Origin of the sequence: Streptomyces polyrhachis (genome assembly GCF_042663125.1) — a bacterium.
Taxonomy (GTDB): domain Bacteria; phylum Actinomycetota; class Actinomycetes; order Streptomycetales; family Streptomycetaceae; genus Streptomyces; species Streptomyces polyrhachii.
This window is the reverse complement of sequence record NZ_JBHSZO010000034.1, coordinates 1-23,853: the sequence shown is the minus strand read 5'-3', so window position 1 is coordinate 23,853 and position 23,853 is coordinate 1. Positions and strand designations below refer to the sequence as shown.

General features: G+C 74.4%; 18 protein-coding genes, 1 tRNA gene and 3 pseudogenes. 10 read left to right on the top strand and 12 right to left on the bottom strand.

Going from position 1 to position 23,853, the window contains the following annotated elements; all coding sequences use genetic code 11:
* Positions 1-35: 35 nt before the first annotated feature.
* Positions 36-296, bottom strand: a pseudogene (locus ACFQLX_RS20040) (hypothetical protein); the annotation flags it as partial.
* A 138-nt stretch (positions 297-434) separates the two neighbouring features.
* Entirely contained in the window at positions 435-1,343 is a 909-nt protein-coding gene (gene rsmI / locus ACFQLX_RS20035) for a 16S rRNA (cytidine(1402)-2'-O)-methyltransferase (RefSeq protein ID WP_386417096.1), read from the bottom strand.
* Between the two features lie 105 nt (positions 1,344-1,448).
* On the opposite strand from rsmI, the gene ACFQLX_RS20030 reads away from it, so the two are divergent.
* The 3 genes from ACFQLX_RS20030 (at position 1,449) to ACFQLX_RS20020 (ending at position 6,326) form a co-directional block, all read left to right on the top strand.
* The gene (locus ACFQLX_RS20030) at positions 1,449-3,146 is read left to right on the top strand and encodes a dolichyl-phosphate-mannose--protein mannosyltransferase (protein WP_386417094.1); all 1,698 of its coding nucleotides are present in this window, start codon (positions 1,449-1,451) and stop codon (positions 3,144-3,146) included.
* A 150-nt stretch (positions 3,147-3,296) separates the two neighbouring features.
* Positions 3,297-5,006, top strand: a complete 1,710-nt coding sequence (locus ACFQLX_RS20025; protein WP_386417093.1) for a penicillin-binding transpeptidase domain-containing protein — start codon at positions 3,297-3,299, stop codon at positions 5,004-5,006.
* A gap of 114 nt (positions 5,007-5,120) precedes the next feature.
* The gene (locus ACFQLX_RS20020) at positions 5,121-6,326 is read left to right on the top strand and encodes a hypothetical protein (protein ID WP_386417091.1); all 1,206 of its coding nucleotides are present in this window, start codon (positions 5,121-5,123) and stop codon (positions 6,324-6,326) included.
* A 28-nt stretch (positions 6,327-6,354) separates the two neighbouring features.
* On the opposite strand, the gene ACFQLX_RS20015 is transcribed toward ACFQLX_RS20020, so the two are convergent.
* The 4 genes from ACFQLX_RS20015 to ACFQLX_RS20000 form a co-directional block, all read right to left on the bottom strand.
* Positions 6,355-7,125: an SDR family NAD(P)-dependent oxidoreductase gene (locus ACFQLX_RS20015; protein ID WP_386417090.1), complete on the bottom strand. Its 771-nt coding sequence runs from the start codon at positions 7,123-7,125 to the stop codon at positions 6,355-6,357.
* 119 nt (positions 7,126-7,244) lie between these two features.
* The gene (locus tag ACFQLX_RS20010; RefSeq protein WP_386417162.1) at positions 7,245-7,994 is read right to left on the bottom strand and encodes an energy-coupling factor ABC transporter ATP-binding protein; all 750 of its coding nucleotides are present in this window, start codon (positions 7,992-7,994) and stop codon (positions 7,245-7,247) included.
* A gap of 32 nt (positions 7,995-8,026) precedes the next feature.
* The gene (gene cbiQ / locus ACFQLX_RS20005) at positions 8,027-8,791 is read right to left on the bottom strand and encodes a cobalt ECF transporter T component CbiQ (protein ID WP_386417088.1); all 765 of its coding nucleotides are present in this window, start codon (positions 8,789-8,791) and stop codon (positions 8,027-8,029) included.
* A 3-nt stretch (positions 8,792-8,794) separates the two neighbouring features.
* Positions 8,795-9,937 carry an energy-coupling factor ABC transporter permease gene (locus ACFQLX_RS20000; RefSeq protein ID WP_386417087.1) on the bottom strand — a complete coding sequence of 381 codons (1,143 nt, stop codon included), beginning with the start codon at positions 9,935-9,937 and terminating at the stop codon, positions 8,795-8,797.
* Between the two features lie 250 nt (positions 9,938-10,187).
* On the opposite strand from ACFQLX_RS20000, the gene ACFQLX_RS19995 reads away from it, so the two are divergent.
* Positions 10,188-13,640, top strand: coding sequence for a S41 family peptidase (locus ACFQLX_RS19995; protein ID WP_386417160.1), 3,453 nt, complete (start codon positions 10,188-10,190; stop codon positions 13,638-13,640).
* 126 nt (positions 13,641-13,766) lie between these two features.
* Positions 13,767-13,937 carry a hypothetical protein gene (locus ACFQLX_RS19990; protein WP_386417085.1) on the top strand — a complete coding sequence of 57 codons (171 nt, stop codon included), beginning with the start codon at positions 13,767-13,769 and terminating at the stop codon, positions 13,935-13,937.
* 228 nt (positions 13,938-14,165) lie between these two features.
* On the opposite strand, the gene ACFQLX_RS19985 is transcribed toward ACFQLX_RS19990, so the two are convergent.
* From ACFQLX_RS19985 to ACFQLX_RS19975, 3 genes are read right to left on the bottom strand one after another with little or no spacing between them, the layout of a single operon-like run.
* Positions 14,166-15,050 (bottom strand): SDR family oxidoreductase, encoded by an 885-nt coding sequence (locus tag ACFQLX_RS19985; protein ID WP_386417083.1) that lies wholly within the window; start codon positions 15,048-15,050, stop codon positions 14,166-14,168.
* Positions 15,047-16,000 (bottom strand): alpha/beta fold hydrolase, encoded by a 954-nt coding sequence (locus ACFQLX_RS19980; protein ID WP_386417082.1) that lies wholly within the window; start codon positions 15,998-16,000, stop codon positions 15,047-15,049. The genes ACFQLX_RS19985 and ACFQLX_RS19980 overlap by 4 nt, the downstream gene beginning before the upstream one ends.
* Complete coding sequence (locus ACFQLX_RS19975; RefSeq protein ID WP_386417080.1) at positions 15,997-17,529, bottom strand: flavin-containing monooxygenase; 1,533 nt, start codon at positions 17,527-17,529, stop codon at positions 15,997-15,999. The genes ACFQLX_RS19980 and ACFQLX_RS19975 overlap by 4 nt, the downstream gene beginning before the upstream one ends.
* 217 nt (positions 17,530-17,746) lie before the next feature.
* Here ACFQLX_RS19975 and ACFQLX_RS19970 point away from each other — a divergent pair, with 217 nt between their 5' ends.
* A complete protein-coding gene (locus tag ACFQLX_RS19970; RefSeq protein ID WP_386417158.1) occupies positions 17,747-18,550 on the top strand; it encodes a MerR family transcriptional regulator in 804 nt (267 codons plus the stop codon).
* Between the two features lie 27 nt (positions 18,551-18,577).
* Here ACFQLX_RS19970 and ACFQLX_RS19965 read toward each other — a convergent pair whose 3' ends face one another.
* Entirely contained in the window at positions 18,578-19,375 is a 798-nt protein-coding gene (locus ACFQLX_RS19965) for an exodeoxyribonuclease III (RefSeq protein WP_386417078.1), read from the bottom strand.
* A 51-nt stretch (positions 19,376-19,426) separates the two neighbouring features.
* On the opposite strand from ACFQLX_RS19965, the gene ACFQLX_RS19960 reads away from it, so the two are divergent.
* The 4 genes and pseudogenes from ACFQLX_RS19960 (at position 19,427) to ACFQLX_RS19945 (ending at position 23,098) form a co-directional block, all read left to right on the top strand.
* Positions 19,427-19,945 (top strand): GNAT family N-acetyltransferase, encoded by a 519-nt coding sequence (locus tag ACFQLX_RS19960; protein WP_386417076.1) that lies wholly within the window; start codon positions 19,427-19,429, stop codon positions 19,943-19,945.
* A gap of 347 nt (positions 19,946-20,292) precedes the next feature.
* The gene (locus ACFQLX_RS19955; protein WP_386417075.1) at positions 20,293-21,174 is read left to right on the top strand and encodes a 3-hydroxyacyl-CoA dehydrogenase family protein; all 882 of its coding nucleotides are present in this window, start codon (positions 20,293-20,295) and stop codon (positions 21,172-21,174) included.
* 150 nt (positions 21,175-21,324) lie between these two features.
* A pseudogene (locus tag ACFQLX_RS19950) lies at positions 21,325-22,065 on the top strand (DMT family transporter); the annotation flags it as partial.
* 187 nt (positions 22,066-22,252) lie between these two features.
* On the top strand, positions 22,253-23,098 hold the full coding sequence (locus tag ACFQLX_RS19945; RefSeq protein ID WP_465270549.1) for a glutaminyl-peptide cyclotransferase: 846 nt from the start codon (positions 22,253-22,255) through the stop codon (positions 23,096-23,098).
* A 181-nt stretch (positions 23,099-23,279) separates the two neighbouring features.
* On the opposite strand, the gene ACFQLX_RS19940 is transcribed toward ACFQLX_RS19945, so the two are convergent.
* Together ACFQLX_RS19940 and ACFQLX_RS19935 are read right to left on the bottom strand one after the other, a co-directional pair.
* A tRNA-Ala gene (locus tag ACFQLX_RS19940) sits at positions 23,280-23,356 on the bottom strand.
* A 73-nt stretch (positions 23,357-23,429) separates the two neighbouring features.
* Positions 23,430-23,853 (bottom strand): annotated as a pseudogene (locus tag ACFQLX_RS19935) (hypothetical protein); the annotation flags it as partial.

Here is a 23,853-nt window from a genome sequence, read left to right as displayed (position 1 = left end):
GCTCAGTGGGAGTGGCTCTCCCAGTCGGGCGACGCCGTGCGTACCTGCCCGGAGCGCATGATGCGCACCACGTGCTTGCCGCAGTTCAGGCAGGTCGGCCTGGTCAGCGGGGAGGGGACCCGTTCGCCGTCCGCGTGGTACGTGACGAAGGGGCGCCCCTTGCTGTCCGTGTGGTGCACGATCTCGTAGCTCTGCTCCCAGGCGTGCCCGCAGCGCATACAGGCAAAGGCATACGCCTCGGTGACTGCCTCGGTGACCGACTCGCCGGACTGGCCCGGCTGGCCCGACTCGCTCATACGGTCCGCCTCCTCCACCGGAGTGCCTACTCCCGGGCACCCTGTGGCGGGTGCCCCGCTCTCCAGTGGACACCCGTTCGGCCCAGCGCGCAGCCTTTCGGACCGTCCCTTCCGCGCGCCGTGGCGCCGCAGCCCCCGCTACTGCTGCCCGCTCGCGTTCTTCGCGGCGACCACCGCGTCGAAGACCTCCCGCTTGGGTACGCCCAGTTCCTGGGCCACCGCCGCGATGGCCTCCTTGCGGCGCTCCCCCGCCTCCTCGCGCACGGCCACGCGCCGCACCAGCTCCTCGGGCGTCAGCTCGCCGGGGCCGCGCTCGGGGGCCCCCTCCACCACGACCGTGATCTCGCCGCGCACCCCGCCGGCCGCCCAGTCGGCCAGCTCCTTCATCGGGCCGCGGCGGACCTCCTCGTACGTCTTGGTCAGCTCGCGGCAGACCGCCGCGCGCCGGTCCTCGCCGAAGACCTCCGACATCGCGGCGAGGGTCTCGGCCAGTCGGTGCGGGGCCTCGAAGTAGACGAGGGTGCGGCGCTCGCCGGCCACCTCGGTCAGCCGTGTCATCCGCTCGCCGGCCTTGCGCGGCAGGAAGCCCTCGAAGCAGAAGCGGTCCACCGGCAGCGCGGAGACGGCCAGCGCGGCCAGCACGGCGGAGGGTCCGGGGACGGTGGTGACGGTGATGCCGTGCTGGACGGCGGCGGCGACCAGCCGGTAGCCGGGGTCGGAGACCGAGGGCATCCCGGCGTCGGTCACCAGCAGCACCCGCAGGCCGCCGGTCAGCGCCTCGACCAGCTCGGGCGTACGGGCGCTCTCGTTGCCCTCGAAGTACGACACCACGCGCCCGCGCGGCTCCACCCCCAGCGCCTGGGTGAGCCGGCGCAGCCGCCGGGTGTCCTCGGCGGCGATGACGTCCGCCGAGGCCAGCTCGGCCGCGAGCCGCGGCGAGGCGTCGGTGAGGTCGCCAATGGGCGTACCGGCCAGGACGAGGAGTCCGGCGGAGGCGCCCGAAGAGGGGGCGGGCTGGGCGGAGTCGGAGGCTGGTGCGGTGTCCACGGGCCCATACTGCCCTGCCCACCCGGCGGGGGCCGCCACGGGGGCGCCGCGCTGCTTCCCGGACGGCGCCCCTGCGCCTCGCGGGGCGCCCCATAGGATTCGCCCGTGAGCAGCGACACGGCGACCGAGGCCGCACACCGGGTGGACGACGAGGCACCGCGCGGGCTGTGGCCTGCCCGGCTGCGGCGCTTCGGGTACGCCCCGCCGCGGCCGGTGACGAGCCGCGAGCGGCTCGTCCCGCCGTACGCGACGGGCGGCACCCGCCTGTGGCAGCTGCTCGGCGCGAGCCCCGCCGGGGCGCTGCGGATGGTGCGGATCTCCGCCTGGGCGGGGCCGCTGCTGGTGGCGCTCTTCGCCGGACTGATCCGCTTCTGGCGGCTGGGCAGCCCGCACGCGGTGATATTCGACGAGACGTACTACGCCAAGGACGCCTGGTCGCTGCTGAAGCAGGGCTACGAGGGGACCTGGCCCGACGGCGCCAACGACAAGATCCTCGCCGACCCGCAGACCATCCCGCTCTCCGACGCCCCCGCCTACGTGGTGCACCCGCCGGTCGGCAAGTGGATCATCGCGCTGGGCGAGGGGCTGTACGGGCTCGACCCCTTCGGCTGGCGCTTCATGACGGCCGTGCTGGGGACGCTCTCCGTCCTGATGCTCTGCCGTATCGGCCGGCGCCTCTTCCGCTCCACGCTGCTGGGCTGCCTGGCGGGCGGGCTGATGGCGGTGGACGGGCTGCACTTCGTGATGAGCCGCACCGCGCTGCTGGACCTGGTGGTGATGTTCTGGGTGCTGGCGGCCTTCGGGGCGGTCCTCGTCGACCGCGACCGCTTCCGCGCGCGCCTCGCGGCGGCACTCCCGCCGGACGGGCGGCCGGACGCGGCCGTCGCGCAGTCCTTCACGATGTGGTGGCGGCCGTGGCTGCTGGTGGCCGCCGTCTGCCTGGGGCTGGCGGTCGGCACCAAGTGGAACGGCCTGGTCTTCGTCGCCGCCTTCGGACTGCTGACACTGCTGTGGGACGCCGCCGCGCGGCGGGTCGCCGGGGCGCGCCAGCCGTACCTGTCGACGCTGCTGCGGGACGTGCCCGTGGCGCTGGCGGGCGCGCTGGTCACGGTGGCGGCGTACCTGGCGAGCTGGACGGGCTGGTTCGCCACCTCCGGGGGCTACCACCGCCAGTGGGCCGCCGAGCGCGGCGGCTGGGCGTGGACGCGGGCGCTGCGCTCGCTGTGGCACTACCACCACGAGGTGTGGAATTTCCACGTCGGCCTGGACAGCGCCCACCGCTACGAGTCCAACCCGTGGAGCTGGCTGGTCGCCGGCCGCCCGGTCTCGTACTTCTGGGAGGGCCCCAAGCCCGGCAGGGACGGCTGCCCCGCCGGCCTCGACCAGGACTGCGCCCGCGAGGTGCTGGCGCTGGGCACCCCGCTGCTGTGGTGGACGGGCCTGGCGGCGATCGTCTACGCCCTCTACCGCTGGGCGCTGCGCCGCGACTGGCGCTCGGGCGCGATCCTGTGCGGACTGGCGGCGGGCTGGCTGCCGTGGCTGCGCTACCAGGAGCGCACGATCTTCTACTTCTACGCGGTGGTCTTCGTCCCCTTCCTCTGCCTGGCGGTCGCCCAACTGCTGGGCGCCATGGCCGGCCCCCCCGGCTCCCCGGAACGCCGCCGCACGGTGGGCGTGATCGCGGGGGGCGCCCTGGTCCTGCTGATCGTCTGGAACTTCGTCTACTTCTTCCCGGTCTACACGGGCCAGACGATCCCGCGGGACGAGTGGCAGGACCGGATGTGGTTCGGGACGTGGATCTGACCGGGCTCCTTCTACGGCCGGGAACGGCCGGTCGTCCCGGGTTTCCCTCCCGCACCACCCGTCCAAGCGAACGGCACGGGAGTGCCGGCCGCGGCGTGCCTTAGGGTTCGGGGGCACGGATGCGTGGTAGGCGCGAGGGAGCTGCGGGATATGCGGGACGGGCAGCAGGTGGGGCAGCGCTCCGGTGGCGGGCATCGGCGTCGCCGCAGCGGGCCCCCGGCGTGGCAGAAGGCCGCTGTCGCCGGTGGTGCGGTCGCCGTGGTCGGCGCGGCCGGCTTCGGTGCGTACGCCCTGTTCGGCGGGGACGGCACCACCACCTCCGCGAAGCCCCGGCCGGTGAACACCGCGCCGCCCTCCGCGAAGGAGGTGCGGGCCGTCGGGCAGCGCTTCCTCGCCGACTGGGCCGCCGGGCGTGTGCCCCGGGCCGCCGCTCTGACCGACGACCGGGTGGGTGCGGGCAGCGCGCTCACCGGGTACGCGAAGGACGTCGCCGCCACCTCCGTGAGGTTCACGCCGGGGGCGTCGAAGGGCACCACGCTCCCCTTCGACGTCCAGGCGCAGGTCTCGTACGGCGGCACGACGTCCCCGTGGACGTACAGGGCGAGCCTTGAGGTCGTACGGGACAGGCGGACGGGCAAGGCGCTCGTGCACTGGCAGCCCACGATCCTCCACCCCGAGCTCGGCCCGGGCGAGCAGCTGCGGATCGGTGAGCCGGACACGCCGCCGGTGCAGGCGACCGGCCGCGACGGCAAGCTGCTCGACACCGCCCGCTACCCCTCGCTCACCCCGGTCGTGGCCGGTCTGCGCGAGAAGTACGGCAAGCAGGCCGGCGGCAGCAGCGACGTGGAGATCTGGATCGAGCCCGCGGCGGCGGCGAAGAAGGCAGCGGCGGCGAAGGACGGCAAGGCCGCCGTCCCCGAGACGCTGCTGGTGCTGGCCAAGGGGAAGCCGGGGACGGTGCGCACCACCATCGACCCGGCGGTGCAGCAGGTCGCCGAGGAGCAGGTGCGCAAGGCCAAGCGCGCCTCGGTGGTGGCCGTGCGGCCGAGCACCGGTGAGATCCTCGCCATCGCCAACTCCCCGGCGGGCGGCTTCAACACAGCGCTGCAGGGCTCCCTCGCCCCCGGCTCGACGATGAAGGTCGTCACCGCCTCGCTGCTGCTCGACAAGGGGATCGCCGCCAGTACGCAGGAGCATCCCTGCCCGAAGTACTCGACGTACGGCGGGTGGAAGTTCCAGAACGTCGAGAAGTTCGAGCTGCCCGAGGGCAGCACCTTCGCGCAGTCCTTCGCCAACTCCTGCAACACGGCCTTCGTCGGTATGGCGGAGAAGCTGAAGGACGACGACCTCACCAAGCAGTCCCGGGACGTCTTCGGCATCGGCCTGAACTGGGCCACCGGCGTGAGTACCTTCGACGGCCGGGTGCCCGTGCAGTCCCAGGCGCAGATGGCGGCCTCGCTCATCGGCCAGGGCGGGGTGCGCGCCAATCCGCTGGTCATGGCGTCCGTCTCGGCGACGGCCAAAGCGGGGGTCTTCAAGCAGCCCTATCTGGTCGCGCCCGGGTTCGACGGGCGCGCGCTGGCCAAGGCGCCGCGCAGGATGAAGGCGGCCACGGCGACGCAGCTGCGCGGGATGATGAAGGAGACCGCCGTCTGGGGGACGGCCGCGGCGGCGATGAAGGGGCTGGGCGGCGACGTCGGTGCCAAGACGGGCACCTCGGAGGTCGACGGGCAGAAGAAGCCGAACGCCTGGTTCACCGCCTACCGCAACGACGTGGCGGCGGCCGCGGTGGTCCCGCAGACGGGCCACGGCGGCGAGTTCGCGGGGCCGCTCGTACGGGCGCTGCTGGCGGCGGGGTAGGGCCGGCGCGCGCCGTACCGGCCGGGCCACAACTGCGTCACAGCGGCGCGCGCGGGTCGACCCTCCTGCATGATGGGGGCGTTGTGCTGGCCAGGTGCAGGGGGTGGATCGGTCATGGCGTTTCCCGGGACCATATCCGGCAGTGGGGCGGCGGGGGCGGCGCGGCCGCGTGGGGCGTTCGTCGCGGCGGGGGCGCTGCTGCTCGTCTTCGGCCTGTCGATCGTGGGCTGGATCGTCTACGACTTCCGCTTCACCTCTCTCGGCGGGGGCGACTTCCTGCGGGCGCTGGTCGATGCCCGGGTCCGGGTGACCCCGGCGCTCTTCTCCCCGCAGGTGTGGGCGCTGACGGCGGCCGTGCTGACCGCCGGGGTGCTCGCGCTGGCGCGGCGTCCGGCCGCGCGGGGAGCGGCCCTCTTCGTCGGCTGGGTGGTACTGGCCGTGGCGGCACGGGAGTTGGCCGGGCTGTTCACCTCCGGCGACTACCGCGACCGGTACCTGAGCGGCAACGGGCTCGAAGCCGTCATCATCGTGACCTGGGCGCTGGCCTTCGCCGTCGCCGGCACGGTGCTGGTCCTGATGCTCGCGGCCCGTACGCAGGAGGCGCCCCGGCCCGGCGCGGCGTCCGCGGGCGCCGGGGTGGTGCTGCTGCTCCTCGGGCTGCTCTCGCTGGCGTGGATCGGCTGGGGGCTGACGGGCTCGGACTACCGGCTGGACGCCGGGGACTACGTACTGCACCTGGTCAACGCCGCGCATCCGGCCGACGCCGGCATCCAGTTGGCCATCGGCGGCACCTTCTGGTTCTACGAGGCGGTGTACACCACCGCCATGTTCGTGCTCGGCGGGCTGGCGCTGGCCGGGCGGCCCGCCGCGCGGAGCGCGGGGGTGGCGCTGGCGGCCGTGCTGCTCTACCTGGACGTACGGCACATGCTCGGCCTCACGCTGGGGTCGTCCAGCGGTCCGTCACCCGAGGGCGGGGACTGGTATCCGAGTTGGGAGATGGCCGGCGCCGACACGGAGGGCAAACTGCAGCTCGCCTCGATCGTGCTGCAGACGCTGGCGTGCGCCTTGGTGATCGTGCTGCTGGTGGCGGCGGGGGCGCGGGCCCACCGGGCGGGGCTGCCCGGGGCGGCGGGGTTCGCGGGGGGATGGGCCCCGCAATCGCAGCCGCAATCGCCGCCGCCCGGCTATTCAGCACAGCCCGGCTATCCGGCGCAGCCCGGTTACGTGCCGCCGCCTCCGCCCCATGCTCCGCACACTCCCTCCCCCGGCCCGTACCAGCCGCCCCCGCAGGGGGGCTTCGGACCGCCGCCGAGCCTTTGAGGAGCCGCCGCGCCGCCCCCGTTCGGTCTCAGTCGCCCGCCGCCCGGCTCCACGCCAGGTTCCCCGCGAGCAGGCCGCCGTCCACCGGCAGTGTCACGCCCGTGATCCACGCCGCGTCGGCGGAGGCCAGGAACGCCGTCGCCGCCGCCACGTCCGCCACCTCGCCGACGCGGCCCAGCGGATAGACGCTGCGTGCCACCTCGGTCAGCTTCGCCTCCTGGCCGGCCCAGTTGCGGGTACGTATCGTCCCGGGCGCGATCAGGTTGACCCGCACCCCCGAGGCGGCGGCCTCGACGGCGAGCGTGCGGGTGAGGCTGGAGAGGCCGGCCTTCGCGGCGCTGTAGCCGTGCTCCCCCAGGCCCGTCTCGCCGTTGACCGAGCCGATGTTGACGATCGCCCCCCGGCCGCCGGCCCGCGCCAGCTCGGGCAGCGCGGCCCGCGCCATCCGGAAGGCACCGTGCAGCGTGACGTCGAAGGCGGCCAGCCACTCGGCGTCCGCGGCCTGCGCGAGACTGCTCGGACCCGCACCCGCGAAGGCGTTGTTGACCAGCACGTCCAGCCGCCCGAACACCTCCACGGTGTGCGCCACGGCCTCCGCCGCCTGCTCCAGCTCGCGCACGTCGCAGTGCACGGCCTCGGCCCCGCGCCCTATCGCGGCGGCCGTCGCCTTGCCCGCCTCCGCGTCGATGTCCGCGATGACCACGCGGGCACCCTCACCCGCCAGCCGCCGCGCGATGGCCGCGCCTATCCCGTGCGCCCCGCCCGTGACGATGGCCGCATAGCCCCCGAATCGCCTCATGCCCAAAGCGTAGGGCGCCGGACCGCGCCGCGACAGGTCGCGGACACGGCCTGTGGATAACTCCGGGCTCGACCCGCCGACTCACCCCACCGCCCCAACCCAGCGGCCCCACCCCGGACTCACCCCGCCGGCACACTCCGCGGATCGAAGCCGAAGGGCAGTTCCAGCCGGTGGCGCCCCATCAGCTCCCCGTCCGCGAGGATGTCGCGCGTCGCCCCGTCGGCCGCGATCACGCCGTCGCTGAGGATCAGCGCCCGGGGGCACAGCTCCAGCGCGTACGGCAGGTCGTGCGTGACCATGAGGACCGTCACGTCCAGGGAGCGCAGGATGTCGGCCAGTTCGCGGCGGGAGGCGGGGTCGAGGTTGGAGGAGGGCTCGTCCAGGACGAGGATCTCCGGCTCCATCGCCAGCACGGTGGCCACCGCCACCCGGCGCCGCTGGCCGAACGACAGGTGGTGCGGCGGCCGTTGGGCGTACTGCGCCATGCCGACCCGCTCCAGTGCCTCCGACACCCGCGCCGCCAGCTCCGCCCCGCGCAGCCCGGCGGCGGCCGGTCCGAAGGCCACGTCCTCCCGCACGGTCGGCATGAAGAGCTGGTCGTCCGGGTCCTGGAAGACGATGCCGACCCGGCGGCGGATCTGGGCGAAGTTGCGCTTCTCGACCGGCAGTCCGGCCACCCGCACCGTGCCCGCGCCGCCGCCCAGGATGCCGTTGAGGTGCAGGACGAGGGTGGTCTTGCCCGCGCCGTTGGGGCCGAGCAGGGCGACGCGCTGCCCGCGCTCGACGGTGAAGTCGACGCCGTAGAGCGCCTGGTGGCCGTCGGGGTAGGCGAAGGCGAGGCCGGAGACCTCCAGCGAGGGGTGCGTCATCGGGGGCATCGGGGCTTCCGTTCCGTCGGAGGTCATGCGTACCACCGGCCCAGCAGGCAGACCGCCAGTGCGAGCAGCGGCAGTACGGCCGCGCGGCGCCAGTCGGCGGCTGTGGAGAGCGACTCGTCGATCACCGGCATCGTCCCGGTGTAGCCGCGCGAGACCATCGCCAGGTGGACGCGCTCACCGCGCTCGTAGGAGCGGATGAACAGCGCCCCGGCGGAGGTCGCCAGCACCCCCCACTGGCGCGGGCCCCGCGCCTCGAAGCCGCGCGACTCGCGGGCGATGCGCATCCGGCGCATCTCGCCGGCGATCACGTCGCCGTAGCGGATCATGAACGAGGCGATCTGCACCAGCAGCGGCGGCAGCCGCAGCCGCTGCAGCCCGAGCAGCACCTCACGCAGCTCGGTGGTCGCCGCCAGCAGCACCGAGGCGGCGACGCCCAGGGTGCCCTTGGCGAGGATGTTCCAGGCGCCCCAGAGCCCCGACTGGCTCAGCGACAGCCCCGCGACCTCGGTGTACGGGCCCTCGGCGACCAGCGGCAGCAGCACCGCGAAGGCGACGAACGGCACTTCGAGGACCAGCCGCCGCGCCACGAAGGCCGCCGGGACGCGGGCCAGCGCGGCGACGCCCGCGAGCAGCGCCGCGTACAGCCCGAAGGCCCACACCGCCTCGCGCGGGGTGGCGACGACCAGCAGGACGAAGCCCAGGACCGCGACCAGCTTGCACTGCGGCGGCAGCGCGTGGACGGGGCTGTGGGCGTGCCGGTAGAGCCGGTGGCTGTGGCCCGCGCCCACGCCTCAGACCCGGGTCTCGGCAGGAGCGGAGGCGGCGTCGGAGGCGGTGTCGGAGGCGGCGGTACGGGCCTCCGCGGCCGGTGCCCGCCGGGCCCGGCGCACGGCGAGGAAGACCCCCGAGCCGACCGCCAGGGTGGCGCCCACCCCGATCAGTCCGGCCAGCCCCCCGGAGAGCCGCGCGTCGTCGACGTCCCGCACGCCGTAGTCGGCGAGCGGGGAGTCGCCCAGGCCGTGCGGCTTCTCCTCGGCGGAGATGCCCTGGTCGGCGGCGACCTTCTCCAGTCCGTCGGGGCTGGCGGAGGCGTAGAAGCTGACGACGCCGGCGAGCACGGCGGCGGTCGCCAGCCCGGCGGCCCAGACCCTGCGCGTCCCGCGCACCGGAGCGGCCACCGGGGAGCCGGTCACTGGGGAGCCGGTCACTGGGGAGCCGGTCGCCGGGGAGTCGGCCGCCTGGACGGTCGACGTACTGCCGTCCGCGTGCCGGATCTCCAGCGTCCGTACGAGCCCGCGCGCCCCGTGCACCAGGTCGGGCCGCACGGCGGCGACCGCGCCGACGGTGACGGCGGTGATCGCGGCCTCCCCCAGCCCGATGAGCAGGTGCACGCCGACCATGGCGGCGGCGACCTTGCCCAGCGAGACGTCCGCCGTGCCCCCCAGCGCGTACAGCCCGGTGAAGGCCAGCGCGGAGGCCGGGACGGAGACGGCGGCGGCCACGAAGGAGGCGATGCCCAGGCCGCGGCGGCCGGCGGGGAGGATGCGCAGCAGGCCGCGGAAGAGGGCGTACGAGACGACGACGGTGACCACGCCCATCAGCGTGATGTTGACGCCCAGCGCGGTCAGCCCCCCGTCCGCGAAGAGCAGCCCCTGCATGAGCAGCACGACGGAGACGCAGAGCACCCCCGTGTACGGGCCGACGAGGATCGCCGCCAGCGCGCCGCCCAGGAGGTGCCCGCTCGTACCGGCGCCGACGGGGAAGTTGAGCATCTGCACGGCGAAGACGAAGGCGGCGACGAGACCGGCCAGCGGGGCGGTGCGCTCGTCCAACTCCCGGCGGGCGCCGCGCAGACTCACCGCCACGGCGCCGGCGGCGACCACTCCGGCGGCCACGGAGACGGGCGCGTTGATGAATCCGTCGGGTACATGCATGGGGTTCCCCTCCCGGTCTGGCAGAACTGTTCGATGATACCGGCTTATTGCGAAGGACTTGCAATAAGGAATTCGGCGCATTGACGGCTACGCACGCCGCCCGCCGCCCCCGCCCCCGGCCCGCGGCCGAGTTGCCGGGCCGACGGCCCGCCCGAACCATGGAGGGGTGACCGCCAAGGCTGCCTCCGTCGCCACCGACCCCACGGGCCCGACAGACCCGATAGCCCGGCCGGACCCCGCGGACTCCCCCGTGTCCCCGGCGTCCGGCCCCGACTCCGGCCCCCACTTCGGCTCCGAGGGCTATCTCCGCACGCCCCACCTGCACGGCGACAGGATCTGCTTCACCACCGAGGACGACCTGTGGGTCGCCCCCCTCGCACCCCCCGGCGTCGAGCCCGAGCGCGCCTGGCGGCTGACGGTGGACCGCACCCGGGTGGACACCCCGCGCTTCAGCCCGGACGGCTCCTCCATCGCCTTCACCAGCGTCCGCAGCCTCGATCCGGAGGTCTACACCGTGCCCGTCGAGGGCGGCGAGGCGCGGCGGCTGACGTACTGGGGCGGCACGGACACCAAGGTGCGCGGCTGGACGCCGCCCGACGACAACGGTCGCAGCGACATCCTCGCGGTCTCCTCGCACAGCCAGCCGCTCTCCTCCTTCCAGTGGGCGTACCACGTCCCGGCCGACGGCGGCGCGGCGGGCAGGCAGCCCTGGGGGCCGGTCAACGACATAGCCGTCGGCACCCTCGACGGCGCCCGCCGAACGCTGCTGCTCACGGGCAAGTCCGTCCAGGAGCCGGCGGACTGGAAGCGCTACCGGGGCGGGGCGACGGGGCGGCTCTACCTCCAGGGTCAGCGGCTGCTGCCCGACCTCGGCGGCCAGCTCGAGAGCGTCATGATCGTCGGCGACCGGATCGCCTTCCTCTCCGACCACGAGGGCATCGGCAACCTCTACTCCTGCCGCCCCGACGGCGGCGACCTGCGCCGGCACACCGACCACAGCGACTTCTACGCGCGCTCGGCCTCCACCGACGGCAGGCGCGTGATCTACCAGTGCGCCGGCGACCTGTGGCTGGTGGACGGGCTGACGGCGGACAGCGAGCCGCGCCGCCTGGACGTACGGCTGGGCGGCGCGCGCACCGGGCGGCGCAAGCACCAGGTCTCCGCCGCCGCCAACCTCACCGCGCTGACCCCCGACCTGACGGGCCGGGCGAGCGCGGTCGCGGTGCGCGGCGCGCTGTACTGGCTGACCCACCGCGACGGTCCGGCCCGCGCGATCGTGGACGAGCCGGGCGTACGCATCCGGCTGCCGGAGACGCTGGGCAGCACCGGCTCGGTCGCGTACATCACGGACGCGGGCGGGGAGGACGCGATCGAGATATCCGACCTGCCGCAGGCCGGCCCCCTGCGCCCGCCGCTGCGGCTCGCCGCCGGCGAGCTGGGCCGGGCGCAGGCGCTGGTCCCCTCGCCGGACGGCAGCGCGATCGCGGTGGCCTCCAACGACGGGCGGCTCTTGATCGTCCGGGTGCCGGAGCGGCCCTCGCGCTTCGAACCGGCGGAGGAGGCGGCGGAGGGCGCGGAGGATCCTGCGGACAGCGGGGATCGTACGGACGACGCGGATCGTACGGACAGCGCCCAGCCCCCGGACAGCGCCGCGCCCGCCGACGCCCAGCCCCCCGAAGAGGAGGGCCGCGCCGTCGAGCTGATCCGCTCCGACAACGGCCCCGTCCAGGACATCTCCTTCTCCCCCGACTCCAAGTGGATCGCCTGGGCCCACCCCGGCATCGGCCGCACCCTGCGCCGCATCAAGATCGCCCGGCTCTCGGACGGCCTGGTCCTGGACGTCACCAACGGCCGCTTCGAGGACGAGCAGCCCGTCTTCACCCGCGACGGCCGCTATCTGGCCTTCCTCTCCTGGCGCGGCTTCGACCCGGTGCACGACGTGCACACCGGCGACCTGTCCTTCCCGCTGGGCTGCCGCCCGTACCTGGTGCCGCTCTCCTCCGCGACGCCCTCGCCCTTCGCGCTCTCCGCCGAGGGGCGCCCGGCGGCGGGCGGCATGGACCCGCTGGGGCCGCTGGAGGGCGGCGACTCCACCGTGCACGTGGAGCCCGAGGGGCTGGCGAGCCGGGTGACGCCCTTTCCCGTGGCGGCCTCGAAGTACTCCTCCCTCACGCCGGTCGCGGGCGGCGGGCTGGTCTGGCTGCGCTGGCCGATCTCGGGCGCGCTGGGCGAGACCTTCGCCAATCCGTACGACACCTCCGGCAATCCGACGCTGGAGCACTTCGACATCCCCAAGGCCAAACGCACCGAGCTGACCTCGCAGGTCAACTCGATCTGGGTGAGCGGCGACGGCAGCCGGCTGGTCGTCCTGGACGACGGCGTGCTGCGGGTCGTCCCGGCCGCCGACCGGGCGGAGCCGGACACCACCACGTACATCGACCTGCGGCGGATCATGCTGGAGGTCGACCCGGTCGCGGAATGGCACCAGTCCTTCGACGAGGCCGGGCGGATCGTACGGGACTACTTCTGGGCGCCCGACATGTGCGGCCTGGACTGGCCGGCGGTGCTGGACCAGTACCGGCCACTGCTGGACAAGGTCGCCACGCCGGACGAGTTCGCCGACCTGCTGCAGGAGACGATGGGCGAGCTGGGCACCTCGCACGCCTACGTCACCCCGGCCCGGCGCAACGAGGGCCCCGGCGGCTACCAGCGCCCGCTGGGCCTGCTGGGCGTCAACTTCGGCCGTACGAAGGACGGCGAGTGGACGGTGGCGCGCATCCTGCCCGGCGAGTCCTCCGACAGCCGCGCCCGCTCGCCGCTGGCCGGCCACGGCATCCCGGAGGGGATGGTCCTGGCCGAGATCGACGGGCACAAGGTCGATCCGAAGCCGGGCCCCGGCCCGCTGCTGGCCGCCGCCGGGGGTACGACGGTGGAGCTGACCTTCCGCGACCCGGGAACGGGGCGCGCCCGCCGGGTCGCGGTGGTGCCCCTGGTGGACGACCGGCCGCTGCGCTACCAGGACTGGGTGGCCGGCCGGCGGGCCCGGGTGCGCGAGCTGAGCGACGGGCGCTGCGGCTACCTGCACATCCCCGACATGGTCGGCTCGGGCTGGGCGCAGTTCAACCGCGACGTGCGCACCGAGATGGACGCCGAGGCGCTGGTGGTGGACGTGCGCGGCAACGCGGGCGGCAACATCAGCGAACTGGTGCTGGAGAAGCTGACGCGCCCCGTGCTGGGCTGGGACCTGACCCGCAACGCACAGCCGGTCTCCTACACCTCACCGGCTCCGCGCGGCCCGCTGGTGGCGCTCTGCGACGAGAACACCTCCTCCGACGGCGACATGATCACCGCCGCGTTCAAACTGCTGGGCCTGGGACCGGTGGTGGGCCTGCGCACCTGGGGCGGCGTGGTGGGCATGACGGGCCGGCACCGGCTGGGCGACGGCACGGTGATCACGGTGCCGATGAACGCCGCCTGGTTCTACGACTACGGCTGGTCGGTGGAGAACGAGGGGGTGCGGCCGGACATCGAGGCCGAACGCACCCCGCTGGACTGGGCGGAGGGCCGCAGCTCGGAGCTGAACGTGGCCGTGGACACGGCGCTGAAGCTGCTGGCGGAGCAGCCCGCCAAGGCGGCGCCGGACTACAGCGAGATCCCGGACCGCCGGCGTCCGCAACTCCCGCCCCGGGCGGGGGGTTCGTAGCCGCGTCGCCCGTTCGTGGCCGAACCCCCCGGACGCCCCGCCCGACATGCGGTCGTATATCCCTTATGACACGCTGAGGTTGGCCCCACAAGCCGCTCAACCGCCTACTGCTAGGAGTGCGAAGAGATGGGTATCGGAGACTTCCTCGACAACGCGGCCGACAAGGCCAAGGACGCGGCCGACGAGTTCGGCGCCAAGGCCAAGGACGAGATGGCCAAGTTGAAGGAGAAGGGGCAGCAGGGCGCCGACTCCGCCAAGGAGCAGGCGCAGGACGCCCGTTCGCAGCACGACCAGTAGTACCCCAAGCGAGGCCGGTGGCAACCCGGCCGTCCCGCGACGGGGTTGACGACGACCCCAGCAGTCCCGGGCGGCGGTTCCGCGGCCTTTGCGGCACCCCGGCCCACAGCCCCAGCGCCGGAGTGCCGGCGGCAGGGGTGCGTCCCGCTTCCACAGCGGGACACACCCCTCAGCCGTTCCTACGGGCCCGCTCGACCCGTACAGTCCGTACAGCCCGCGCAGCCCGCGCTACGACGAGCGCACCGACTCGTCCGCCGCGCCGCCCGCGCCGACCAGGCCCCGCTTGCAGTCGCGCGCCTGCTCCAGCCGGTCGCCGAACTTGCGCAGCTCACGCGCGCCGCCGATGGCGATGACGGTGGGCAGCGTGCCGCGCACCGCCTGCATGCCGCGCAGCCACCACTGCCCGTACACGTGCGGCGCGCGCCGCTCGATGCCCGTCACGATCCGGTCCACGGCCGGGTCCAGCGGGTAGGTCTTGCTCGTCGGCCAGGGCATCGCCTTGCGCATGTCGCGCATCAGGTCGTCCTCGTCGGCGCCGCGGACCATGTCGGTGTCGGTCCAGCTCAGGTAGCCGACGCCGACCTTGACGCCCTTGATACCCAGCTCGGCGCGCAGGCAGTGCGCGAAGGCCTCCACGCCGGACTTCGAGGCGCAGTACGCGGCCATCAGCGGCGCCGGGGTGATCGCGGCGAGGGAGGCGATCTGCAGCAGGTAGCCGCGGCTGGCGATCAGCGCGGGGACGAAGGCGCGGGCGGTGGCCACGCTGCCCAGCAGGTTGACCTCGATGACCCGGTCGAAGCTGCGGCTGTCGGAGTGCTCGAAGAGGCCGCCCATCGCCACTCCGGCGTTGGCCACCACGACGTCCACCCGGCCGAAGCGCTCCACCACCGAGGCGGCGACCCGCGCCATCGCCTCGTGGTCGGTGACGTCCGCGTGCCAGTGGTCGGCGTCGGTGCCCAGCGAGGCGGCGACCGCCTTCAGCTCCTCGGGCTCCAGGCCGATCAGCGCCAGTTTCGCGCCGCGCGCGGAGAGCTTGCGCGCGAGCAGCGCCCCGACACCGCGGGCCGCGCCCGTGATCACGACGACCTTGCCGTCCAGCCTTGCGGTACTCATGCCGTCTCCTCCTCCACGGCCGCGCCGGAGGCGGCGGTCGTGGGCAGATAGTCCTTCACCAGGGTGCGGATGGATCCGCTGACCACGTCGGGGGCTTCCATCGGGGTCATGTGCCCCAGGCCCGGCTGCTCGGCCAGGCCCAGGTTCTCGGGGAGTCCCGCCTCGATGCGGCGCGCGTGCACCATCGGGGTCAGCCGGTCGGCCGTCCCCTGGATGACCGCCGTGGGCACGCGCAGCCGGCGCACCTCGGCCTCCAGGTCCAGCCCGGCCAGCACCCGGCCCCAGGCGCCGCGCACCTTGGGCGGGCAGGCGTGCACGATCGCCGCGCAGGCGTTTCGCGCCTCGCGCGAGGCGCCGGGGCCCATGGTGGCGTAGTGCAGCACGCTGCGGGTCACGGCGTTGACCGGGCCCAGCGGCAGCCGGGAGTGCAGCAGCGCCCTGTGCGCGAGGGCGCGCGGTCCGGCGCCGGGCAGCGGGATCACCTGGGACTCGCCGGCCAGCCGGGAGGCGCCGGTGGAGCAGAGCAGCAGGGCGGCGGCCCGCTCGTGCAGGTACGGGCGGTCGGCGGCGGCGAGCAGCGTCATCGCGCCCATCGAGTGCCCGGCCAGCACGGCCCGCTCGCCGGGCCGCAGGGTCGCCTGCAGTACGGCGCCGAGGTCGTCGGCCAGCGCGGTCGTGGAGTAGCCGCCGGATGAGCCGGGGGCGGGGCTGCGGCCGTGGCCGCGCTGGTCGTACGCCACCACGCGGTGGTCGGCGGCGAGGTCGCGTACGACGGGTGCCCAGAAGGCGGTCGAGCAGGTCCAGCCGTGGATGAGGACCACGGTGGGGGCGTCGTCGGGGCCGTGGACCTCGACGTGCAGCCGCGAGCCGTCGGCGGACGTCACCGTCAGCTCGCGGCGGGCGACGGGGGGTGCGAAAGGCCCTTCGGTCACGTGCATGCGGCGGCTCAACGGGCTTCCTCCTTCGGTGTGTTGCTCTCGGTGGGGATCGACTCCGGCTGCGGGGCGCGCAGTACCTCGTACTCCGCGAGGTCCACGCGGCGGGTGGCGGCGCGGAACTCGGTGGTGGTGCCGGGCCAGACGGTGGTGTTGCGGCCGGCGGCGTCCAGGTACCAGCTGGTGCAGCCGCCGGTGTTCCAGACGGTGCGCGCCATCCGCCGCTGGACGCGCTCGTTCCAGCGCGCCACCGCCTCGGGGCGGGCGTCCAGGGCGACGCCGGAGCCGCCCAGGGCGTGCAGCTGGCGTACGAAGTCGGCGAGGTAGTTCAGCTGGGACTCGATCATCAGGATCATCGAGCTGTTGCCCAGCGTGGTGTTGGGGCCGATGACGGTGAGGAGGTTGGGGAAGCCGGCGGCGCTGGCGCCGCGCAGGGCCTCCATGCCGCCCTTCCACGCCTCCGCCAGGGTCGTGCCGTCGCGGCCGGTGATCCGGTCGGCGACGGGCAGGTCGGTGACGCGGAAGCCGGTGGCGAAGACGATCACGTCGGCCTCGGTCCGGGTGCCGTCGGAGGCGGTCAGGGTGCTGCCGCTGACCTCGCGCAGGCCGGCGGCCACGACGTCCGTGTTGGGCGCGGCGAGCGCCGGGTAGTAGTCGCCGGACAGGCCGATGCGCTTGCAGCCGATGCGGTAGTCGGGGGTGAGTTTGCGGCGCAGCTCCGGGTCCCTGATCGAGCGCGCCATGTTCGCCTTGGCCACGTGCTCGATCAGCGCCAGCTGGTTCGGGTACTTGGTGAAGGCGGCGACCTGCACCTCCCGCAGGGCCCAGAGCAGTCCGCGGCGCAGCGTGGCGGTGGCCGGGACGGCGGCGTGCAGCCACTGCTCGGCGGCAAGGATGCGCCGGTCGGCCTTGGGCAGCACCCAGGGGGGTGTGCGCTGGAAGAGGGTGAGGCGGCCGGCCGCGCGCTGGACGTGGGGCACGATCTGGATGGCGGAGGCGCCGGTGCCGACGACGGCGACGCGCTTGCCGCGCAGGTCCGTGCCGTGGTCCCAGCGGGCCGAGTGGAAGACCGCGCCGGGGAAGGTGTCCAGGCCCGGGATCTCGGGAATCCTCGGGTCGGAGAGCGGGCCGGTGGCGCTCACCACCACGTCGGCGGTGAAGTCCTGCCCGTCGGTGTCGACCTCCCAGCGCAGGGCCGAGGGGTCCCAGCGGATCGCGCGGACCTCGTGGCCCAGGCGCAGGTGCGGGCGCAGCCCGAAGGTGTCGGCGACGCGCTCCAGGTAGCCGCGGATCTCCTCCTGCCCGGAGAAGGTGCGCGGCCAGGAGGGGTGGGGGGCGAAGGAGAAGGAGTACAGGTGCGAGGGCACGTCGCAGGCGCAGCCCGGATAGGAGTTGTCGCGCCAGGTGCCGCCCAGGGCCGCCGCCCGCTCCAGCACCACGAAGTCCGTGACGCCCTCGCGGCGCAGCCGCACCGCGGCCCCCAGGCCGCCGAAGCCGGCGCCGATCACGGCCACCGCCACGTGCCGGCGTTCCGCACCGCCCATGCCGCACCCCCTCAGACGCCTGTGCACCGACCGCAGACCATGCCACTGATTACTGGCATGATGGGAGGGTAAGGCTTCCTGCTACTGAGCGGTAGGGGTCACGCACGGGCAACTTCCGCTCCGCCGGCCGCTCCGGGGGATACGGCGGCGGGCGCGGGCGCGGGGGTCGTACGCTGGGGCCTTGCACCAGGCGGTACGGAGGGAGGCGGCGCGGCGCATGGGCCAGGAGTTCCGGATGGCGGAGCTGGCGGAGGCGGCCGGCGTGCCCGTCCGCACCGTCCGCTTCTACCGCGAGCGCAAGCTGCTGCAGCCGCCCCGCAAGGAGGGCCGGATCGCCTGGTACGGCGAGGCCCATCTGGAGCGGCTGAGGACGATCACCGCGCTGCTGGAGCGCGGCCACACCCTCGGCGGCATCGCGGAGCTGCTCTGCGCCTTCGAGTCCGGCCGCGACGTGCGCGGCGCGGCCGAACTGCTGGGCTTCGAGATGCCGTTGGTGCGGCCCTGGTCGGAGGAGACCCCGGTCCGGCTCACCCCGCAGGAGCTGGCCGACTACTTCGGCGACGAGGTCTCCGGGGAGAATCTCACCGCCTCGCTGGACATCGGCTATCTCGCCATCGACGGCGAGGAGTTCGTCCACGCCAGCCGCCGGCTGCTGGACGTCTCCGCGGCGCTGGTACGGGAGGGCGTCCCGCTCTCGGTGGTGCTGGCGGCGGGCCGGGGCGTGCGCCGGCACGCGGACGAGCTGGCGGAGATGTTCACCGACCTCATCCGCGACCACCTCTTCGCGGACGTCCTGGGCACGGACGTCCTGGGCGCGGACGCGGACGGGCCGGACCCCGGCCGGCTGACCGAGATCGCCGACACGGTGGAGCGCCTGCGCCCCATGGCCAAGTCGATCCTGGAGGCGGAGGTCGCGATGGCGATGGACCGGCGGCTGCGGACGGAGACGGAGCGGTGGCAGCGCGGCGGGAAGCAGGCGGACGGCACGGACCGCACGGACGGCGGGAAGGACGCGGACTGACGTCCGCCCCGCCCCGCCCCGCAGGCCCTACCGCTCGAAGACGACCGTCACCGGCGCGTGGTCCGACCAGCGCTCCTCGTGGCTGGCCGCCCGCTCCACGAAGCCCTTCACCGCGCGCCCGGCCAGCCCCGCGCTGGCCATGTGGTAGTCGATCCGCCACCCCGTGTCCGTGTCGAAAGCCCGCCCCCGGTAGGTCCACCACGAGTACGGGCCCTCCACCTCCGGATGGAGCGCGCGCACCACGTCCGTGTAGCCGCCCTCGCCCAGGACCCTCGAGAGCCACGCCCGCTCCTCGGGCAGGAAGCCGGAGTTCTTCACGTTCCCCCGCCAGTTGCGCAGGTCCGCCTCGCGGTGCGCGATGTTCCAGTCGCCGCAGACCAGCACCTCGCGCCCGTCGGCCGCCGCGCGCTCGCGCAGCCGGGTCAGGTACGGCAGGAACTCCGCCATGAAGCGCTCCTTCTGCTCCTGGCGCTCCGTGCCCACCTGCCCGGCGGGCAGGTAGAGGCTGGCGACCGTGAGACCCGGCAGATCGGCCTCGATGTACCGCCCGCTCGCGTCGAACTCGGCCGAGCCGAAGCCCACCCGCACCCGCTCGGGCTCCCGGCGCGTGTACAGCGCCACCCCCGCCCGGCCCTTCTCGGCGGCCGGCGCGAAGGCCGTGAACCAGCCCTCGGGCTCACGCGCCTCGGCCGGTATCTGCGCCACCTCCGCGCGCACCTCCTGCAGGCACACCACGTCGGCGTCCGTCGCGGCCAGCCAGGGCAGAAAGCCCTTGCGCGCGGCGGCCCGCACGCCGTTCACGTTCACAGTCGTCACAGTCAGCACCACAGCACCCTAACGACCGCCACCGACAACCCCTTCCCTACGATGCCCCTTATGAAGATCGTCGCCGTCCGCTACGACCACCCCGACGCCGTCAAGCTCGACGCCCGGGTCCAGGCCGAGTACGCCGAGCGCTACGGCAGCGACGGCGACTCCTCGGCCATGGACCCCGCCGAGTTCGACCCGCCGCACGGCGGCTACTTCCTCGTCTACGCCGAGGACGGCACCCCCCTCGCCTCCGGCGGCTGGCGCACCCGGTACACGGACGACGAGGGGTACGCCGACGGGGACGCCGAGGTCAAGCGGATGTACGTGGTGCCCGAGGCCCGCGGACTGGGCCTCGCCCGCAGGGTGCTGGCCCTGCTGGAGGCCGAGGCCCGGGCGGCGGGCCGGGCCAGGATGGTCCTGACGACCGGCGTCATGCAGCCCGAGGCGATGGCCCTGTACACCTCCGAGGGATACGAGCCGGCGGCCGTGAAGTTCGGCCCCTACCGCGGCTACGACTCGTGCCGGTGCTACACCAAGCCGCTCGCCCCGCCACCGGGCGCGGACTCGGCCCCGGTGGGAAAATGAGGGTGCGGTAGTCCGCACGGGACCTCAGTACCCCGAGGTCCCGACCACGGACTCCCGGGCGACAGCGGGCCGGCCGGGAACCGAGGAGTGATGTGCATGAAGGATTCCGCGCGGCGGTGACAGCGCGCCGGCGGCGGTGACAGGCCGCCGGACCGCACTCGTCCTGCCACGTCAGGCCCGCCCCGCTCCGTGCCGGGCGGGCCGCCGCCCTTGCCGCCCTTGCCGCCCTTGCCGCCCTTGCCGCCCTTGCCGCCCTTGCCGCCCGAATGATCATTCGGTTAGCTTGGCTGCGCGACCACGGCAGTCCCCCCTGCCCCCCTGCCCTCCCCGTCCGTGAGGTGGCCCCGATGACAACGCCCGACAGCACCCCCGCGGCCCCCGCCGCGCCCCGCTCCGTCGGTGTGATCGGCGGCGGCCGGATGGGCGCCGGGATCGCGCAGTCCTTCGCCACCGCCGGCTCGCGGGTGACCCTCGTGGAGAGCAGCCCGCAGGCGGCCGCGGCGGCGCTGGAGCGGGTGGCGACGGGCCTGCGCCGGGCCGCCGAGCGCGGCTCGGTCTCCGACGCGGCCGAGGTGCTGGCCCGGGTGCGCACGGCGGCCTCCATCGCGGAGCTGCCGCGCGGGGCGGAGCTGGTGGTGGAGGCGGTCCCGGAGGATCCGGCGCTGAAGGCCGAGGTGCTGGCGGCGGCCGAGCGGGCGATGGGCGAGGACGCCGTCCTGGCGACGAACACCAGCTCGCTGCCCGTCACGGAGCTGGCCGCCGCCCTCAAGCACCCGGCCCGCTTCCTCGGCATGCACTTCTTCAACCCGGTGCCCGCCTCGGAGCTGGTCGAGCTGGTGACGGGCCCGCGGACCGCCCCCGAAACGACCGCCGCCGCCCGCGCCTGGACGCACGCCCTGGGCAAGACCGACGTCGTGGTCAGGGACTCCCCCGGCTTCGCGAGCAGCCGGCTGGGCGTGCTGCTGGGCCTGGAGGCGATCCGGATGGTCGAGGAGGGCGTCGCGGCGCCGGCGGACATCGACCACGCGATGACGCTGGGCTACAAGCACCCGATGGGCCCGCTGCGGCTGACGGACCTGGTCGGCCTGGACGTCCGCCTGGCGATAGCCGAGCATCTCCACACGACGCTGGGCGAGCGCTTCGCACCCCCCGCGCTGCTGCGGGAGAAGGTCGCCCGGGGCGAGCTGGGCCGCAAGACGGGCCGCGGCTTCTACGACTGGACGTCCTGACCCCCCGCCCGGCCGCCCGGCCGGCAAACCCCGCCGGGGCATCTCCACCCCCAGCGGGAGCCGGAGCGCGGGGCGTACTTCCAGAGCAGTAGGACCCAATGCATCCGGAGGGATGACGACTTTCCACCGCGTGAGGGGGAGGGTTGATATATGAGTTCCTTCCTGTTCGCGCTGCTGCTGTCGCTCGTCTCGGCGACGGCCTACGCGGGCGCGGCCGTCCTGCAGGAGCGCGCTGCCTCCTCCCAGGCGGCCGCCCAGTCGGCGGCCCCCTCCCCGGCCCGTCCGCCGCTGCGCGACCGCGGCTGGTGGGCATCCGTCGCGCTCAACGGCTCGGGCGCGCTGCTGCACGTCGCGGCGCTGGCCTACGGCTCCCTCAGCCTGGTCCAGCCGCTGGGTGCGCTGACGATCGTCTTCGCCCTGCCCCTCGCGGCGCTCTTCGCCGGCAAGCGGGCCGACCGCACGGCCTGGGCGGCGGCACTGATGTGCACGGTGGGGCTGGTGGTGATCCTCGCGCTGACCGGATCGGGCCCCTCCCATCCGATGAGCGGGCAGTGGCAGGCGGCGGTCGCGGGGGGCACGGTCGCCGCGGTCGGCACCCTGACGCTGGCCGCCGGGCGCCTGCGGCACCGGCCGAAGGTCCGCAGCCTGACCCTCGCGACGGCCGCGGGCACGGCGTTCGGCATGGCGTCCGTCTTCACCAAGGCGCTCCTGGACGACCCCGCCGACCCGCTGAGCCTGGTGATGGTCGCGGTGCTGGCCACGGGGGGCCTGCTGCTCTCGCAGGCCGCCTACCGGGGCGCCGGACTGGCCGCCCCGCTGGCCACCCTGACCGTGGTCAACCCGGTGGTCGCGGCGGCGGTGGGCATCGCGGCGATGGGCGAGTCCTTCCGCTACGGGGCGCAGGGCGCGGTCGGCGTACTGATCGCGGGCACCGTCGCGGCGGCGGGCGTGTTCGTCCTGACGGGGCACACGGAGCAGGCGGCCGCACCGGTGGCGCGGGTGAGCCGGAAGAGCGGGGCGCCCCGGCCGGAGCGGGTCCCTCTGTGTGCGGCGCCGCCCCGTATGCCAGGGTTGGCCCATGCGCGCTCCCGCGGCGACCTGCGTCGCTCTCCTCGTCCTGCTCACCGGCTGCTCGGCGCAGGCCGAGAGCGCCGACCTGCCGGACACCGGGAACGCCCCGGCGCCTCAGACGTCCGAGCACCGGACGTCCGCGCCCCCGAGCCCGCAGCGGCTGCGCGCCGAGGTCCTTGAGACGCTCCCGCACGACCGCACGGCGTTCACCCAGGGCCTGGAGCTGCACGAGGGTGTGCTGTACGAGGGGACGGGGCTGGCCGGGCGGTCCGTGGTCACGACGGGCGCGCCGGGCGCCGCCCCCGACCGGCGCACGGAACTGCCCCGCGAGTTCTTCGGCGAGGGCATCACGCTGGTGGGCGACGCCCTGTGGCAGCTGACCTGGCGCAACGGCGTGGCCATCGAGCGCGACGCCAGCACGCTGGCGGAGCGCCGCCGGGTGCGCTACTACGGCGAGGGCTGGGGCCTGTGCCACCAGCCCTCGCAGCAGCGCCTGGTGATGAGCGACGGCTCGTCGACCCTGACGTTCCGCGACCCGCGGACGTTCCAGGAGACGGGCCGCGTCCGCGTCACGGAGGCGGGCCGCCCCCTGACCCAGCTGAACGAGCTGGAGTGCACGGCGGACGGCGCGGTCTACGCCAACATCTGGCAGACGGACCGCATCGCCCGCATCGACCCCGCCACCGGCGCGGTGACGGCGACGATCGACGCCGCCGCCCTCCACAGCCAGTCGGGGGCTCCCGCCGCGGATGTCCTGAACGGCATCGCGGCGATCCCCGCCACGGACGAGTTCCTCCTGACGGGCAAACTCTGGCCGACCCTCTACCGCGTCCGCTTCGTCCCGGCGGACTGACCCGCGGCCGACCTGCGCACCGCACGGTCAGACGATCCTTCCGAGCACCGCTGACGCCGTCGCCGCTCGACGGCGGCGCCGGTGGCGCACTCGGCCCGGAACCGCCCACCGAGGCCAACACCCCACCACACAAAGAAAGATCCCGCCCGATCAAGATGATCGGGCGGGATCTTTCTTTGTGTGGTGGACCTGTGGGGATTTGAACCCCAGACCCCCTCGATGCGAACGAGGTGCGCTACCGGACTGCGCCACAGGCCCTCACAACGAGATGAACTTTAGCACCCCCTGCGGGCCGGGACGAAATCCGCCCCCGGCCGGGCCCGCGCCGGGGCTACTCGTTCGCCGCGCGCTTGCGGTCCGGGTCCGCGTACTGGTCGAAGAGCGGGGTGCGCGAGCGGCGGGGCCGGGGCCCCTCCTGGTCGGGCCGGTCGGAGCGGTCGGGCTGCTCCGGCGCGGGCTGGGCGGGGCGCGGGGCCGCGGCGGGACGGGAGGGCGCCGTCGAGGAGCGGGCCGAGCTCCAGGCGTCCGACGCCTCCAGGTCCAGTCCCTGGGTGGCGCGCGGGGCGACCGGGGCCGTGACGTACGTCGGCAGGGGGACGGGGACCGGGTCCCAGCCCGGGTCGGCCGCGCGGGGGCGCTCCGGCTCGCGCTGGGTGTCGACCCACTCCGCGTGGTCGGTCTGCTCGACCAGCGCGCGCCGGCCCGCCTCGTACGGCGAAGGCTCGACGGGGTGCTCGGCCGGCGTCTGGGCGGCG